Annotated in this window: 12 protein-coding genes and 1 tRNA gene; 2 read left to right on the top strand and 11 right to left on the bottom strand. The window is 59.5% G+C overall.

Going from position 1 to position 16,298, the window contains the following annotated elements; all coding sequences use genetic code 11:
* Positions 1 to 28 precede the first annotated feature (28 nt).
* From B3E91_RS10570 to tig, 11 genes are all read right to left on the bottom strand, one after another.
* The gene (locus B3E91_RS10570; RefSeq protein WP_282338474.1) at positions 29 to 658 is read right to left on the bottom strand and encodes a trimeric intracellular cation channel family protein; all 630 of its coding nucleotides are present in this window, start codon (positions 656 to 658) and stop codon (positions 29 to 31) included.
* Positions 659 to 667: 9 nt separating this feature from the next.
* The gene (gene gorA / locus B3E91_RS10565) at positions 668 to 2,023 is read right to left on the bottom strand and encodes a glutathione-disulfide reductase (RefSeq protein WP_287029378.1); all 1,356 of its coding nucleotides are present in this window, start codon (positions 2,021 to 2,023) and stop codon (positions 668 to 670) included.
* Positions 2,024 to 2,191: 168 nt separating this feature from the next.
* On the bottom strand, positions 2,192 to 3,031 hold the full coding sequence (galU, locus tag B3E91_RS10560; RefSeq protein ID WP_090230693.1) for a UTP--glucose-1-phosphate uridylyltransferase GalU: 840 nt from the start codon (positions 3,029 to 3,031) through the stop codon (positions 2,192 to 2,194).
* Positions 3,032 to 3,208: 177 nt separating this feature from the next.
* Positions 3,209 to 3,487 (bottom strand): DUF3509 domain-containing protein, encoded by a 279-nt coding sequence (locus B3E91_RS10555; RefSeq protein WP_273233472.1) that lies wholly within the window; start codon positions 3,485 to 3,487, stop codon positions 3,209 to 3,211.
* A 318-nt stretch (positions 3,488 to 3,805) separates the two neighbouring features.
* Positions 3,806 to 5,683, bottom strand: coding sequence for a SurA N-terminal domain-containing protein (locus B3E91_RS10550; RefSeq protein ID WP_287029377.1), 1,878 nt, complete (start codon positions 5,681 to 5,683; stop codon positions 3,806 to 3,808).
* A 94-nt stretch (positions 5,684 to 5,777) separates the two neighbouring features.
* Positions 5,778 to 5,854: transfer RNA gene (locus B3E91_RS10545), tRNA-Asp, on the bottom strand.
* Positions 5,855 to 5,903: 49 nt separating this feature from the next.
* Positions 5,904 to 6,176 (bottom strand): HU family DNA-binding protein, encoded by a 273-nt coding sequence (locus B3E91_RS10540; RefSeq protein ID WP_090230685.1) that lies wholly within the window; start codon positions 6,174 to 6,176, stop codon positions 5,904 to 5,906.
* Between the two features lie 130 nt (positions 6,177 to 6,306).
* On the bottom strand, positions 6,307 to 8,703 hold the full coding sequence (gene lon, locus B3E91_RS10535; protein ID WP_287029376.1) for an endopeptidase La: 2,397 nt from the start codon (positions 8,701 to 8,703) through the stop codon (positions 6,307 to 6,309).
* Positions 8,704 to 8,828: 125 nt separating this feature from the next.
* A complete protein-coding gene (clpX, locus tag B3E91_RS10530; protein ID WP_090230681.1) occupies positions 8,829 to 10,109 on the bottom strand; it encodes an ATP-dependent Clp protease ATP-binding subunit ClpX in 1,281 nt (426 codons plus the stop codon).
* A 108-nt stretch (positions 10,110 to 10,217) separates the two neighbouring features.
* Positions 10,218 to 10,856, bottom strand: coding sequence for an ATP-dependent Clp endopeptidase proteolytic subunit ClpP (clpP, locus tag B3E91_RS10525; protein WP_287029375.1), 639 nt, complete (start codon positions 10,854 to 10,856; stop codon positions 10,218 to 10,220).
* Positions 10,857 to 10,945: 89 nt separating this feature from the next.
* Complete coding sequence (gene tig / locus B3E91_RS10520; protein WP_273233462.1) at positions 10,946 to 12,256, bottom strand: trigger factor; 1,311 nt, start codon at positions 12,254 to 12,256, stop codon at positions 10,946 to 10,948.
* Positions 12,257 to 12,541: 285 nt separating this feature from the next.
* Between tig and B3E91_RS10515 the strand changes: the two genes are divergently transcribed.
* Complete coding sequence (locus B3E91_RS10515) at positions 12,542 to 14,548, top strand: ATP-binding protein (RefSeq protein ID WP_287029374.1); 2,007 nt, start codon at positions 12,542 to 12,544, stop codon at positions 14,546 to 14,548.
* 233 nt (positions 14,549 to 14,781) lie between these two features.
* The gene (gene nhaA, locus B3E91_RS10510; protein ID WP_273233458.1) at positions 14,782 to 16,080 is read left to right on the top strand and encodes a Na+/H+ antiporter NhaA; all 1,299 of its coding nucleotides are present in this window, start codon (positions 14,782 to 14,784) and stop codon (positions 16,078 to 16,080) included.
* The last annotated feature ends 218 nt before the right edge of the window (positions 16,081 to 16,298 follow it).

Genomic DNA, 16,298 nt, shown 5'->3' with positions numbered 1-16,298 from the left:
TGCGCGCAAAAACGCTCCCACCGCTCGCTTATGGGATGTGTCGATCCAGCAAATGAAAACTCGGCAACGACAGATGCCAGCGAATGGCCGCCAGACGTATCGCCAGCACCACTCCCATCGCTATTCCGGTATCCAGCCAGTGCGGCATCTCCATTGCGCGCAAGCCGAGAAACGTCAGCGATCCAACGATGCACGCTGTTGCGTAGATCTCCTTCTGGAAAATCAGCGGAATCTCGTTGCACAGCACATCGCGCATCACACCGCCGGCAACGCCGGTCATCACGCCCATGATCACCGCCGTGCTCGCGGACGTTTCATGAGCCAACGCCACCTCGGTGCCGATGACCGTGAAGACCGCCAACCCGAAGGCATCGGCGATCAGCAAGCCGTTCTCGTGGATCGGACGGGTCAGCTGGACCCACACCACCGTGCAGATCGCGGCCAGCGACGCGACGAGTATGTAGGTGTCATCGCGTACCCAACTGACGGGATGGTTACCCAGAATCATGTCCCGCAGCGTGCCGCCGCCCACTGCCGTGATGATGGCGATCACCAGGACGCCGAACAGGTCCATGGACTTTCGTCCGGCCATCAGCGCTCCCGTGATGGCGAATACGGCTACGCCGAACAGGTCCGACAGATAGAAGAATGACGGCATGGCCTGGGCTCAGGTTCTCACCGGCGTGCGCATGGTGACGAACTCTTCCGCCGCGGTTGGGTGAATGCCGATGGTTTCGTCGAAATGCTGTTTGGTCGCGCCCGCTTTCAGAGCCACCGCCAGCCCCTGGACGATCTCCCCCGCTTCCGGCCCGATCATGTGGCAACCCAGAACGCGGTGGGTTTCCGCATCCACTACCAGCTTCATCAACGTGCGTTCCTGGCTGTCGGTGAGGCTCAACTTCATAGGGCGGAACCGCGCCTCGTAGATGCGGACATCGTGCGTCTTGCGCGCGTCTTCTTCCGTCATGCCGACAGTGCCAATATTCGGCAGGCTGAAGACCGCGGTAGGAATCTGCGAGTAATCCACGGGTCGATACTCTTCTGGCCGAAACAGGCGCCGCGCCACCGCCATGCCCTCAGCGATCGCCACCGGAGTGAGCTGCACGCGACCGATTACATCGCCAATGGCGAGAATCGAAGGCTCCTTGGTGCGGTATTCCTCGTTGACCTTGATGAAGCCCTTTTCATCCAGCTCGACCGCCGTGTTCTCGAGCCCCAGGTCATCCAGCATTGGCCGCCGTCCGGTGGCATAGAACACGCAATCGGTTTCGAGGGTACGGCCATCCCTGAGTGTCGCCAGCAGGCTGCCATCGGCCTGCTTGTCGATGCGGGCGATGTCGGTGTTGAACTGCAGGTCCAGGCCCTTCTTCAGCATCTCATCGCGCAGATGCTGACGGAGCGAGCCGTCGAAGCCGCGCAGGAATAGGTCGCCTCTATAAAGCAGCGATGTCTTGCATCCGAGACCGTTGAAGATCGACGCGAACTCCACCGCGATGTATCCGCCACCGATCACCAGCATGCGCTTGGGCAACTCGGGAAGATAAAACGCTTCGTTCGAACTGATCGCATGCTCACGCCCAGGCACATCGGGGATGACCGGCCAGCCTCCCGAGGCGATCAGGATGGTTTCGGCGGTGTAACGTCTCCCATCGAGATCGACGGTATGCGCATCGACGAGGCGCGCGTGCCCCTCGAAGAGCGTGGCTCCTGAATCATCCAGCAGCTTCTGGTAGATGTTGTTCAAGCGAAGGATTTCACGATCCTTGTTGGCGATGAGCTTCTTCCAGTCGAAGTCCGTTTCACCGTGCGACCAGCCGAAGCCGTTGGCCTGGTGAAACTCCTCTTCGAAGTGAGCACTGTAGGCCAGCAGCTTCTTCGGTACGCAGCCGACGTTCACGCAGGTTCCGCCCAGGTATCGACTCTCGGCGATCGCGACGCGCGCACCAAACCCCGCAGCGAAACGCGCCGCGCGAACGCCGCCGGATCCGGCACCGATGACAAAGAAGTCGAAGTCGTAGGCCATGTGATTCTCCTCGTAATGCGCGAAGCATAACCTAGCGCGTGCCTTCGGGCGGCAAAGGTCCACCACCGCCCTCTCCTGCTGCTCGCACATTATCGCCGCAAGCATGCCGATCAGCGTCCATGAAAAAGCCGCCCGAAGGCGGCTTTTCTAACGCAGCGCAAGAGCGCTTCAGTACGCCATACCGGTTTTGTAGAGGTTCTCGAAGCAAAAGTTGGTGGCGTCGATGTAACCCTCGGCACTACCACAGTCGAAGCGCTTGCCTTTGAACTTGTACGCCAGCACGCAACCGTCCTGAGCCTGCTTTAGAAGCGCGTCGGTGATCTGGATCTCGCCGCCCTTGCCCGGCTCGGTGTCTTCGATGAGCTTGAAGATATCCGGCGTCAGGATGTAGCGACCGATGATGGCCAGGTTGGAAGGCGCATCTTCCGGCTTGGGCTTCTCGACCATGTTGTTGACGCGGTAGATGTCGTCACGGATCAGCTCGCCGGCGATCACGCCATACTTGGACGTTTCTTCCGGAGGCACTTCCTGGATCGCGATGATCGAGCAGCGGAACTGGTTGTACAGCTTGACCATCTGCTTCAGAACGCCATCGCCCTCGAGGTTGAAGCAGAGGTCGTCGGCCAGAACCACGGCGAAAGGTTCGTCGCCAATCAGCGGGCGGCCGCAGAGGATGGCGTGACCGAGGCCCTTCATCTCGACTTGACGGGTATAGGAGAAATTGCACTCATCGATCAGGCGACGGATACCGACCAGGTATTTTTCTTTGTCGGTGTTGCGAATCTGGTGCTCCAGCTCGTAGCTGATGTCGAAGTGATCTTCCAGCGAACGCTTGCCGCGTCCCGTCACAATAGCAATTTGCGTAAGCCCTGCATCCAGCGCTTCCTCAACGCCGTACTGGATCAAGGGCTTGTTCACCACCGGCAGCATTTCCTTGGGCATGGCCTTGGTAGCGGGGAGAAAACGGGTTCCATAACCAGCAGCGGGAAACAGGCATTTCTTGATCATGAGAGTCCTTTAAGGGCATTACGAAAAAGTGCGGAGACCAGTCTATCAGGCCGTTCCGGGCTTACAATGGCTGACTAGGTTTTCCATGTCTTCCATCATTCGCCTCATCCTGAGGCTGTCCGTGAACGTCTGCATCTTTCCTGCAATCAAACTTCCTAGGCTTCCATGACGTTCGTATTACGCATGGTGATAGGTGGGCAAACCTGCCTCGCGCAGACGCCGTAGCGACTCGACCGGCGGAACCTCACCAAACTGCAGCGCCATATCTCTGCGCATCGTACTGATCAGACACTCGATGCGAGCATGGGTCGTTATCTGAGCGGCACTGACGACACGCTTGATCTCGGAACCATCCTCGCCGCGCAACGCCAGGAGATAACCGCCATCAGGACGAGCCGTAGCGGATGTTTGGTAACCAGGAAAGGAAGCGGCGATTGTTTCCAGAGCTTGATGCATGGGGCGTCCTTGAGGCGATCGTTTGTCGCCGTTAGGGAGCAGCCTTCATGCCAACCGAGCTGGAAATAAAAAATCTATAAAAACAATAAGTTAGAGCCATACCAGCAAGATGAGCCCGTGCAAATTGCATGACCCTGCGCTCTATGACTTGCAAATTGCAGGATGGTTCAAAGTAGCGGCTGATGCGCTCAGGCATCGTCCAGCTTTCCGACCGGGAAAAAACGCCCAAGTTCGAAAACGCGCCCGCTATTCAAAAACGAAAAATGCCCGGCTCTTTCGAGGCGGGCATCTATCGGTGCTTCAACGTTTGATCGGAGATCAGAAGCGTTCGATCTTCGCCTCGGCTTCCAGCTTCCTGCGATACGCGGCGAAATCCTGCTGTCCGCTGCGTGAGGCCAGGAATCGGCTATAGGACGCCTTCTCTTCGCTCGAAAGCGCCTGCTCCGGCTCGCTCACACCGCTGAGTTTAACCAGTACGTAGCTGCCGTTCGACAGCACCACACCGGTGTAAGCGGGTTTATCGGTGCCAGCGGCAGGCTTCGGCATACGGAAGACCGCCTGGAGCACCGCCGCGTCGACACCTTCCTGGTTTCGTGTAGCGGCTTCTACGGGCTGCCAGGTACCGGCCGCGCCTGCTTGCTGCACCGAGGTCTTGCCGTCGCGCAGACTGGCGAGCATCTCTTCGCCCTTGGTTTTCGCCGCCTCGGTAGCGCGCTCTTTCAACAGCTGTTCGCGAATGGAAGACGAAACCTGCTCCAGGGCGAGCTGTTCGGGCATCCGGTGCTCTTTCACGCGGATCACTACGCTGGTTTCGGGATCGAGCTCGATCACGCCGCTGTTCGCACCGTCTTCAAGAACCTCTGGGCTAAACGCTGCCTGCAGCACTTGCCGATTGGCCGCCAGACCTTCGCCACCCTCGCGCCCGAACGGAGCGCTGGTCTGCACTTTCAAGCCGAGTTCCTGCGCAGGCTGGGCGAGATCCGACGCTTCGAACGACGCGTCCTCAAGCTGCTTGCTCACATCGACAAAACGCTGCTCGACTTCCTGGGATTTCAGATCATGTTCCAGCTTGCTCTTGAGGCTGGCGAAGCTGGGGACTTCGGGAGCCTGGACGTCGAGAAGCTTGATCAGATGCCATCCGAAGTCCGTGCGAACCGGTTCGGAAACCTGGCCTTTCTTGAGCGAATACAGCGCTTTCTCGAAGGCAGGGTCGTAGACACCGGGACCTGCGAACCCGAGATTGCCGCCAGCAGCGGCCGAGCCCGGGTCTTCAGAAAACTGCTTGGCCTGCGCTGCGAAGTCGGCGCCGCCGTCGATGCGAGCCTTAATTTCGTCGATCTTGGCTTTTGCCTGCGCCTCGGTCTGCTTGTCATTTACCTCGATGAGGATGTGGCCAGCCTCGCGCTGCTCGGCCAGGCTGCCGATTTCCTTCTGGTAGAGCGCTTGCAGATCCTCATCCTTGACTTGTGCTTGAGCGAAGAATGCCTCCTTCTTCAGCTCTACGTACTCAAGAACGACCTGCTCGGGACTCATGAACTGGGCGGCATGCGCGTCGTAGTAAGCCTTCACATCGTCCTGGCTGACGGTTACACCGCTACCGTCCGCCGGCAGGGTCAGCGTCGCGAAATCCCGTGTCTGCTTCTCGAGGCGAGCGAATGCGTTCACTTCCGGATCAGTGACGAAACCGCTACCGGCAATTCCTGCACGCAGTTGCCCGATGAGCATCTCCTGCTCGAGCATCTGACGGAACTGCAGACGGCTGTAGCCCATTTGCCGAATGACCTGGTCGAAACGCTCGCTACTGAACTGGCCTTCGCTCTGGAATTCGGGGGTACGCAGGATCAACTGGTCGATTGCAGGCTGTGAAAATGCAAAACCTGCATCCTTAGCGCCCTGCAGCACCAATTTCCGCTCGATCAAGGACTTGAGAGCAGAATCTCTTAGAAGTTTGTCATCGAGCTGGGAAGCATCGAAATCCTTGCCCAATTGCTGAAGCAATTGGCGGCGCTGCATTTCTACGGCCTGATTCAATTCAGCAATGGCGATCTCATCACCATTGACTTTGGCAGCGTCCTGCTTGTGATCGGTCGCTCTGAAAATGGCATCGAATCCTGTCAATGCCATGAGCAGGATGATGGCGCCGATAATGGTCTTGGCAATCCAGCCTTGTGAATTGTCCCTGATGTTCTGCAGCATGCGTCCCCCAGACAGCCATAAGAAAAACGGCCGCGCAGCGTGGGTAGAATCCGGATAGAAGAAAGGCGCATCCGAGGATGCGCCTTCTCGTAAATGGCGGAGCGGACGGGACTCGAACCCGCGACCCCCGGCGTGACAGGCCGGTATTCTAACCGACTGAACTACCGCTCCGCAGCCGGATCAGGCCAATGCCGATCCGAAGGGCAAAGCCCGAAGACGCTTAGTTGACGGCGTCTTTCAGAGCTTTACCTGCTTTGAAGCCAGGGATCTTGGCCGCGTCGATTTTGATCGGGTTGCCAGTCTGCGGGTTACGGCCAGTGCGAGCGGCGCGCTCTTTCACTGCGAAGGTACCAAAGCCTACCAGTACCACGGAGTCACCAGCCTTCAGAGCGCCAGTGACGGATTCGATAACCGCGTCAAGCGCACGGCCAGCGACAGCTTTCGGGATATCAGCAGATGCGGCGATGGCATCGATCAGTTCCGACTTGTTCACTTAAGTCCCCTTATTTCTATTGAGTATGTTTTCTGTAATTAGGTGTTTGCGAAGCGGATGCTGGAGGGCCTGCCGACACAAGAGCCGCTTTATATCAAGGGCCAGAAAATAGTGTCAAGGACGCGTCCAGCTAGTGAGTACTGATTCTCTCCTTGGGATCAGCCTCCCGCTTGTCATCCTTCGCTACCAGCTCGGGAGCCGCATCGGGCAAGGGCTCCGGCGCGTATTGCAGCGCAATTTGCAGGACCTCGTCAATCCATTTGACCGGTTTAATCTGCAGGTCTCGCTTAATGTTCTCCGGAATTTCCTTCAGATCGCGAACGTTCTCTTCGGGGATGATGACGGTCTTGATTCCACCGCGATGAGCGGCGAGCAGCTTTTCCTTGAGCCCACCGATTGCGAGCACTTGTCCTCGGAGGGTGATTTCACCCGTCATGGCAACATCTGCCCTGACCGGAATCTGCGTCAGCGCAGAAACCAGCGCCGTACACATGCCGACACCGGCACTCGGACCATCCTTCGGCGTCGCACCTTCGGGCATGTGGATGTGCACATCGCGCTTTTCATGGAAGTCGGGCGCGATACCAAGGCTCTTCGCGCGGCTGCGAACGACCGTCAGGGCGGCGGTGATCGACTCCAACATGACGTCACCCAGCGAGCCCGTCTTGATGAGCTGACCTTTGCCGGGAACAACGGCGGATTCGATGGTCAGCAACTCCCCGCCCACCTGCGTCCACGCCAACCCGGTCACCTGACCGATCTGATCCTGCTGCTCGGCCAGGCCGTAGCGGAACTTGCGGACGCCCAGGAAATGCTCCAAAGATTCCGCGTCGATTGCGACCTTGAAGCGCTTCTCCGTCGCGTGCTCCTTGACCACCTTCCGGCAGACCTTGGCTATCTGCCGCTCCAGGCTGCGCACACCCGCTTCGCGCGTGTAATACCGGATGATGTCGCGCAGGGCGGCCTCATCGAATTCCACCTCGGTCTTCTTCAAGCCATTGGCCTGGACTTGCTTGGGCGCGAGGTACTTCTGAGCGATGTTGATCTTCTCATCTTCGGTGTAACCCGGCAGACGAATCACCTCCATGCGGTCCAGCAATGGCGCGGGAATGTTCATCGAGTTGGCGGTACACAGGAACATCACGTCGGAAAGATCGTAGTCGACTTCCAGATAATGGTCGTTGAAGTTGTGGTTCTGTTCGGGATCCAGCACCTCGAGCAGTGCTGAAGCGGGATCGCCGCGCATATCGCTGCCCATCTTGTCGATCTCGTCGAGCAGGAACAGCGGGTTGCGGACTCCCACCTTGGTCATTTTTTGAATCAGGCGCCCTGGCATCGATCCGATATAGGTGCGCCGGTGACCGCGAATCTCTGCTTCATCGCGTACGCCGCCAAGCGCCATCCGAACGAACTTGCGGTTGGTCGCGCGGGCGATGGACTCGGCCAGGGACGTCTTGCCGACGCCCGGAGGTCCTACCAGGCAAAGCACGGGGCCCTTGAGCTTCTTCACGCGCTTCTGTACCGCGAGGTACTCGAGGATGCGCTCTTTCACTTCGTCGAGGCCGTAATGATCGGCGTCGAGGATATCCTCGGCTTTGCTCAGATCGAGGCGAACCTTGCTCTCAGCTTTCCACGGCACGTTGACCAGCCAGTCGATGTAGGAGCGCACCACCGTCGCCTCGGCGGACATGGGCGACATTTGCTTGAGCTTGTTCAGCTCTGCCTGGGCCTTCGCAAACGCGTCCTTCGGCAACCCTGCGGCGTCGATACGTTTCTTCAGGTCGTCGACTTCGTTATGACCTTCATCGATATCGCCGAGCTCCTTCTGAATGGCCTTCATCTGCTCATTCAGGTAGTACTCGCGCTGGCTGCGCTCCATCTGTTTCTTCACACGCCCGCGAATGCGCTTCTCGACCTGCAGCAGATCTATTTCTGCATCCAGCAAGGCCAACACATGCTCGATCCGCGGAGCGAGATCGGTGATCTCGAGGATTTCCTGCTTCTGTTCGATTTTCAACGCCATATGCGCGGCCATGGTGTCGACCAGGCGGCTTGGCTCATCGATGCTGTTGAGCGATGAAAGCACTTCTGCGGGCACTTTCTTGCCCAATTGAACGTACTGCTCGAACTGACTCAGCAGACTGCGGGTGAACACTTCCGCTTCACGATCAGGCGCCTCCTGCTCTTCGATCAGCGCCACGTCGGCACGATAGTGGTCATCTACTTCATGGAATCGTTCGATTACGCCGCGCTGCTCGCCCTCGACCAAGACCTTGACGGTGCCGTCCGGCAGTTTCAGCAGCTGCAAGACCGTAGCGACTGTCCCAACGCGGTACAGAGCGTCTTCGCGAGGGTCGTCGTCAGCCGGGTTCTTTTGCGCCAACAGGAGTATCTGCTTGTCCCCTGTCATCGCCGATTCCAGGGCCTCGATGGATTTATCGCGCCCTACGAACAGCGGAATCACCATGTGCGGATAAACCACGACATCGCGCAGCGGCAGGAGTGGCAAATCGATGGTTTTCTTCATGATTTTCGCTCTACGGCGGCCATGCGGCCATAAAATGAGTAGCCCTTGAAACTTAAGATGGGGCTAGGGGCATGAAAAAACAAGCCAGCAGAAAAAAGCAAAGGGGCCATCGGCCCCTTCGTTCGTTACGCCTCAGGCGCCGCCTTGGCTGGCGGCTCGCTGCTTTCATAAATGAGCAACGGCTTAGAGGTACCCTCGATGACACTCTCGTCGATGACCACCTTGCTGACATCGCTCTGGGACGGAATCTCGTACATGGTATCGAGCAACACGCCCTCTAGGATGGAACGCAATCCACGAGCGCCTGTTTTGCGCTCGAGCGCGCGGTGAGCAACGGCCTTGAGCGCGTCCTGGCGGAACTCCAGGTCCACGCCTTCCATTTCAAATAGCTTGCCGTATTGCTTCGTCAGAGCGTTCTTGGGTTCGGTAAGAATCTGAACCAGCGCGGCCTCATCCAGCTCATCCAGCGTCGCGATAACCGGCAGACGACCCACGAACTCAGGAATCAAGCCGAACTTCACCAGATCATCGGGCTCGACGCCGCGCAGCGCTTCGCCGACCTGCTTGCCCAGCTCCTTGCTGCGAACTTCGGCATTGAAGCCGATGCCGCCCCGGGTTGAACGGTTGTGGATCACCTTCTCCAAACCAGAGAACGCTCCACCGCAGATGAACAGGATGTTACGCGTATCGACCTGCAGAAACTCCTGCTGCGGATGCTTGCGACCACCCTGAGGAGGTACAGAAGCCACGGTTCCTTCGATCAGCTTGAGGAGCGCCTGCTGCACACCCTCGCCCGATACGTCCCGGGTAATCGACGGGTTATCAGACTTGCGCGAAATCTTATCGATTTCATCGATGTAGACGATACCCATCTGGGCCTTTTCGACATCGTAATCGCATTTCTGCAACAGCTTCTGAATGATGTTCTCCACGTCCTCGCCCACGTAACCGGCCTCTGTAAGGGTCGTAGCATCAGCGATGGTGAAGGGAACGTTGAGCAAACGAGCGAGCGTTTCAGCGAGGAGCGTCTTACCCGAGCCGGTAGGCCCGATGAGCAGGATATTGCTCTTACCGAGTTCGACATCGTCTTTCTTTTCACGCTGATTCAATCGCTTGTAGTGGTTGTAAACCGCTACGGCGAGAACCTTCTTGGCGCGTTCCTGGCCGATCACGTACTGATCCAGGATTCCGCTGATTTCCTTGGGTGCCGGCAGCTTGTGCGAACTACTTTCAGCCTGTGCTTCCTGCACCTCCTCGCGGATGATGTCGTTGCACAGGTCGACGCACTCGTCGCAGATAAACACGGAGGGGCCGGCAATAAGTTTGCGCACTTCGTGCTGGCTTTTGCCGCAGAAGGAGCAATAAAGCAGTTTGCCGTTGTCCTCGCCATTGCGGGTGTCAGTCATTCGATCAATCCAATCCGGGTAGGCTTGAAACACAAGATGAAGGCAATTGCGGGCATTTTCAAGCCCGCGAACGGCCGGACATTGCCCGGCCGCATCGGTCGGCGCCGTTTAGCTCGCCATTTGGCGATGGACGAGAACCTGATCCACCAGGCCGTATTCGGCGGCACGCTCAGCGTTCATGAAGTTGTCGCGGTTGGTGTCACGCTCGATGGTTTCGATGTCCTGGCCGGTGTGAAACGCCAGCAATTCATTCAAGCGCGCACGAATCGAGAGGATTTCCTTGGCATGGATGTCGATGTCCGACGCCTGCCCCTGAAAACCACCCAGCGGCTGGTGGATCATCATCCGCGAGTTCGGCAGGCAGGAGCGTTTGCCCCTGGCGCCGCCCGCGAGCAGGAACGCACCCATGCTGCAGGCCTGGCCGATGCAGATGGTGGAGACGTCGGGCTTGATGAACTGCATGGTGTCGTAGATCGACATACCGGCAGTGACCGAGCCCCCCGGCGAGTTGATGTACAGGTGGATATCCTTGTCCGGGTTTTCCGCTTCGAGAAACAGAAGCTGAGCAGCTACCAGGTTGGCCATATAGTCTTCCACAGGCCCTACCAGGAAGATGATGCGTTCCTTGAGGAGGCGAGAGTAGATGTCATAGGCGCGCTCGCCGCGAGCGGACTGTTCGACGACCATCGGCACCAGGCCGCCGGCTGCTTGGATTTCAGGCATTTGCATGAATGGATTACGGGACATGTCCTGCGATCGCTCCTAATGGGTCAGATCCAAAAACGCATAAGCCAGCTCGACGGCTGGCTTATGGTGTACTCGAACGAAAGAGAGAATCAGGCGGCCTGCGGTGCTTCCGCCGGCTTGACAGCTTCTTCGTAGGAGACCTGCTTGTCGGTCACCTTGGCCTTCTGCAGGACAGTATCTACAACTTGCTCTTCCAGCACAACCGAGCGGACTTCACCCAGTTGCTGGTCGTTCTTGTAGTACCAGGAGACGACCTGCTCCGGCTCCTGATAGGCGGATGCCATCTCCTGGATCATCTCGCGAACACGTGCTTCGTCCGGCTTTAGCTCGAACTGCTTGACCACTTCGGCAACGACCAAACCCAGCAGGACGCGACGCTTGGCTTGCTCTTCGAAGAGCTCAGCCGGCAACTGATCGGCCTTGATGTTGCTGCCGAACTGCTGCACGGCCTGCGCACGCAGACGATCGATTTCGTTGCTGATCAGCGCTTTCGGCACTTCAACCGGATTGCTGGCGAGCAGCGCTTCCATGACCTGATTCTTGACCTTGGACTTGATCGCCTGACGCAGCTCACGCTCCATGTTCTTGCGAACTTCGGTACGGAAGCCTTCGAGACCGCCTTCCTTGATGCCGAACAGGGCGAAGAAGGCATCGTTCAGCTCAGGCAGCTTCGGCGCAGCGACGCTGTTTACGGTTACGGTGAACTCGGCGGTTTTACCGGCGAGATCGAGGTTCTGGTAATCCGCCGGGAAGGTCGGGGTGATGACGCGTTCTTCACCGGCCTTGACGCCAACCAGAGCGTCTTCGAAACCCGGGATCATACGGCCGGAGCCGAGAACCAGCGCGGTGCCCTTTGCCGAGCCGCCAGCGAAGGCTTCGCCGTCCAGCTTGCCAACGAAGTCGATGTTCAGCTGATCGCCATTTTCGGCGGCGCGATCGACGTTCTCGAAGCTGGTGTTCTGCTTGCGCAGGATGTCCAGCATGTTGTCGACATCGCTGTCCGCCACATCGGCCTGCAGGCGCTCGATTTCGACGTTGTCGAAGCTGGCGACCTGGAACTCAGGGAAGATTTCGAAGGTGGCGACGTACTCGAGATCCTTGCCCTTCTCGAACACTTTAGGCTCGACGGCCGGCGCACCGGCAGGGTTCAGCTTCTGCTCGACGATGGCCTCATAGAAAGTCGACTGGATCAGGTCGCCCAGCGCTTCCTGCCGTGCAGCCGATTCGTAGCGCTGACGGATGACGCTCATCGGCACCTTGCCGGGACGGAAGCCGGCGACCTTGGCACGACTGGCAGTCTGCTGCAGACGCTTGTTGACTTCGGTCTCGATGCGCTCGGCAGGCACGCCAATGGTCATGCGGCGCTCCAGAGCGGAGGTGCTTTCAACAGAAACTTGCATGGATATTCCTCGTTGCACAGACATGGCCGGGCATTCCGACCCCAGAATCAAGGGCATGCATTCTAGTGGCTCGAAGGGCAGAAGTCACCCGTCCGCATTTCACGACACATCTATTACGACTGCCGCAGCGGATTTTTCGCTGCGATGCGGCGCAGTCACCACAGCGGCGCGGCGACGGCATATCATAGGGCCAGCTCAGCGCTTCGCTACCTCGCTCGCTCCTGACGGAACATCACGATGCCAGACCACACTTCCCAGCATTGCTTTCTCCAAGACGGCGGGCAAATGGGCGACGAGGTACGTGCGCACGATTGGGCCGCTACGCCGCTGGGTCCGATCGGCGAATGGTCCGCCGCACTGCGGGTGACCGTGCAAACGGTGCTGAACTCCAAGTTTCCCAAGTGCCTTCTCTGGGGCAAGTCCCTCACGGCCATCTACAACGACGCGTTCCGCCCGATCCTGGGTGACAAACCGCAACCCTTGGGGCGCTCATTTGCCGCGATATGGAGCGAAGCCTGGGACACGCTCGGCCCGATCATAGAACGCGCGCTCCGCGGCGAAGCGACCTACATCGAGGACTACCCGACGCCAATCCACCGACACGGCTACCTCGAACACGCCTACTTCACCTTCTGCTACAGCCCCGTGCAGGACGAACACGGCGCCATCGTTGGCGTTATCGATACCGTGGTGGAAACCACCCAGCGCTTCGTCGTCGAGCGCGACCTGCACTCCCTGGCCGCATCGCTGGAAAGCGAGATCGCCTTGCGCACCGCCGACCGTAACCGTCTCTGGCAGTTGTCCACGGACCTGATCCTGGTGGCGCGCCTCGACGGCATCATCGCTTCGATAAACCCCGCCTGGAGCAGCGTTCTCGGCTGGGAGGAGAAACAGCTGGTAGGCAATTACCTGCTCGACCTGGTGCACGGGGACGATCTGGGCGACTGGAAGAACGCGGTGGCAGCGCTGCGTGAGGGCACGCCGATGAAACGGTTCGAGAGCCGCCTGCGCCATCGTGATGGCAGCTATCGCTGGATCAACTGGACGGCCGTTCCCGGCGACGGGCTGATCAATGCGGTCGGCCGCGACTTCACTGCGGAAAAGCTACAGGCGCAGGCGCTCCAGCACACCGAGGAACTGCTCCGCCATAGCCAGAAGATGGAAGCCGTGGGGCAACTCACGGGTGGGCTGGCGCATGACTTCAACAACCTGCTCGGCGGGATCGCCGGGAGCCTGGAGATGCTCGAAACCCGTGTCCAGCAGGGCCGTATCGACGAACTCGGACGCTACATAGCCGCTGGAAAGAACGCCACCCAGCGTGCCGCCGCCCTCACCCATCGCCTGCTGGCGTTCTCCCGGCGACAGACGCTGGACCCCAGGCCGACCGACATCAACCGCCTGGTTAGCGGAATGGAAGAGTTGATCCGGCGCACCATGGGACCGAAAATCCAGGTTGAAGTAGTCAGCAACGAGGCGCTCTGGACCGCATTCGCCGACACCAATCAGCTCGAAAACTCGCTGCTCAACTTCTGCATCAACGCGCGTGACGCGATGCCGGATGGCGGCACGCTGACCATCGAGACGAACAACCATTCACTGGACCTCGGCGAGGCAGGCGAGCGCGGCCTGGCTCCAGGCGAGTACGTGTCGCTTTGCGTGATCGACACCGGCAGCGGGATGGCGGCGGAGGTTATCGAACGCGCCTTCGATCCGTTCTTCACGACCAAGCCGACCGGCCAGGGAACCGGCCTCGGGCTTTCCATGGTTTATGGCTTCGCCCGTCAATCCGGCGGACAGGTGCGGATCGTTTCGGAACCCGGCCAAGGCACCACCCTGTGCCTTTATCTCCCGCGCCACCACGGCCAACCGGAAACGATCGAAGAGCCAGCCCATGCCAAGCCCCCCCAGGCCCGGCAAAGCGAAGCCATCCTGGTGATCGACGATGAGCCGATCCTGCGGATGCTGATCGTCGAGATTCTGCAGGAACAGGGTTACTGCGTACTGGAAGCTGAAGACGGGCCATCCGGGCTGGCAGTGATCCAGAGCGGAGCGCCCATCGATCTGCTCATCACCGATGTAGGGCTTCCCGGCGGCCTGAATGGCCGGCAGGTAGCCGATGCCGCACGCCAGCAACGGCCCGATCTCAAGGTCCTGTTTATCACCGGCTACGCCGAAAATGCCGTCATTGGGAGCGGACAATTGGACCCGGGCATGCAAGTGCTGACCAAGCCGTTCGCCATGGACGCCTTCGTCGAGCGGATCAGCCACTTCCTCAAAGAGCCCTCCCACTAAGCTCCTCAAGTTGGCGCTCTCGGCTGCACCTCGATTCAAGCGCTTTTTCGCCTTGCCGACCTGTGTATGATTGGCCCAGGGTGTTACCGCGTGCTCCGCGCGGTGCAGGTCAATCAGCGCTGGTCGGGCCGCCACGCGGAGAGCGCTCGCCCGTGAAATCCCACTCTTCCCCTTCGCCCCTCCCCCGCGCGCAACTTCTCGCCGAACGCGCCTTTTCCGCTATCGAGCGATTCATGCATGTCGAAGCCGTCAGCGGAATCGTGCTTCTCACGGCAGCCGCGCTGGCGCTGATCTGGGCGAACAGCTCCGCCTCGGACAGCTACCACGCCCTTTGGCACACCCCGGTGTCGATCAGCGTGGGCAGTTACTCGATCTCGCAGTCGCTGCACTTCTGGATCAACGATGGCCTCATGACCGTGTTCTTCCTGGTGGTCGGGGTAGAGATCCGCCGTGAGATACACGAAGGTGCGCTCGCCAACCTCCGCCTAGCATCGCTACCCCTCGCGGCAGCACTCGGCGGCGTGACCGTCCCGGCGGTCATCTATGCACTCTTCAACTCCGACCCCGTGCACGTGAAAGGCTGGGCGGTGCCCACCGCCACCGACATCGCCTTCGCCATGGGGGTGTTGGCATTGCTGGGCCGAGCGATCCCCAGCAACATTCGCGTACTGCTGCTCGCACTGGCAATCATCGACGATATCGTGGCCGTGCTGATCATCGCCGCCTTTTATGGGGCGGGGCTCGACTACACCGGCCTGCTGATCGCCGCGCTCGGTGTGCTGATGGTCCTGGGCCTTCAGCGAATGGGCATCAGCAATGCCTTCGCCTACGTCGTTCCCGGCGTCGTGCTGTGGACCGGACTGCTGCAGACCGGCGCCCATCCCACGCTGGCAGGCGTCGTCCTGGGCCTGATGACACCGGTGCTGCCGCGCCGCGGCCGGGAGCGCCCGATCGACTCCGTGGTGGAAGTTGTCGGCGATCTGCGCAAACACGCGGACGCCGCCAAGCCTCAGCCCGAGGCCCTGGCACCCCGACTCAAGCACCTCAAGCGCGCGCAGCGGGAGCTGATGCCTCCGGTTTCACGCGTACAGAATGCCCTGCACCCCTGGGTCGCGTTCGGCGTGATGCCGCTGTTCGCACTGGCAAACGCCGGCGTGACGCTGGGCGGCGTCAATCTCGACCTTGATGGCTCGCAAACGGTCCTGCTCGGCGTTTTCCTTGCATTGGTGGTGGGCAAGCCGATCGGCGTGATCGCCGCCAGCGTACTGGTCGTCCGCCTGGGATGGTGTCGCCTTCCACCGCACGTCACCTGGCCAGGCGTGTGTGTCGTCGGTTTGCTCGCAGGGATTGGCTTCACTATGTCAATCTTCATCGCCAACCTGGCGTTCGATAATGAAAACCTGCTGAACGCGGCCAAACTCGGCGTGCTACTCGCCTCGGTGGTCGCCGCCGTGATCGGCCTCAGTTGGGGACTCCTCTACGCCAGACGCAACAGAGTGGCTGCAAACCCCGAACACGCGAAAGGAGCGTAGGAATGAATGCACTGGATTGGGTGAAGTGGATTTTTCGTAAACGAAAACTGGCGCGCACCGTAAAAGGGTTTTCCGCCAGTATCAGCTCCTTCGCTACTAGCGATGTCGTGTTCGGCGAATACATCAGCCTGTGGGGTGGCTCGACCGTTTACGACGCCACCATCGGGCGCTACACCTATCTGGCGGGCTGCAAGGCCGTAAACATCGATATCGGCTCC

Source organism: Pseudomonas sp. UBA6310, from assembly GCF_002438225.1.
GTDB classification, from domain to species: Bacteria; Pseudomonadota; Gammaproteobacteria; order Pseudomonadales; family Pseudomonadaceae; genus Pseudomonas_O; species Pseudomonas_O kuykendallii.
Note: the sequence above shows the minus strand (reverse complement) of the source record. Positions and strands in the feature narration are given on the sequence as shown.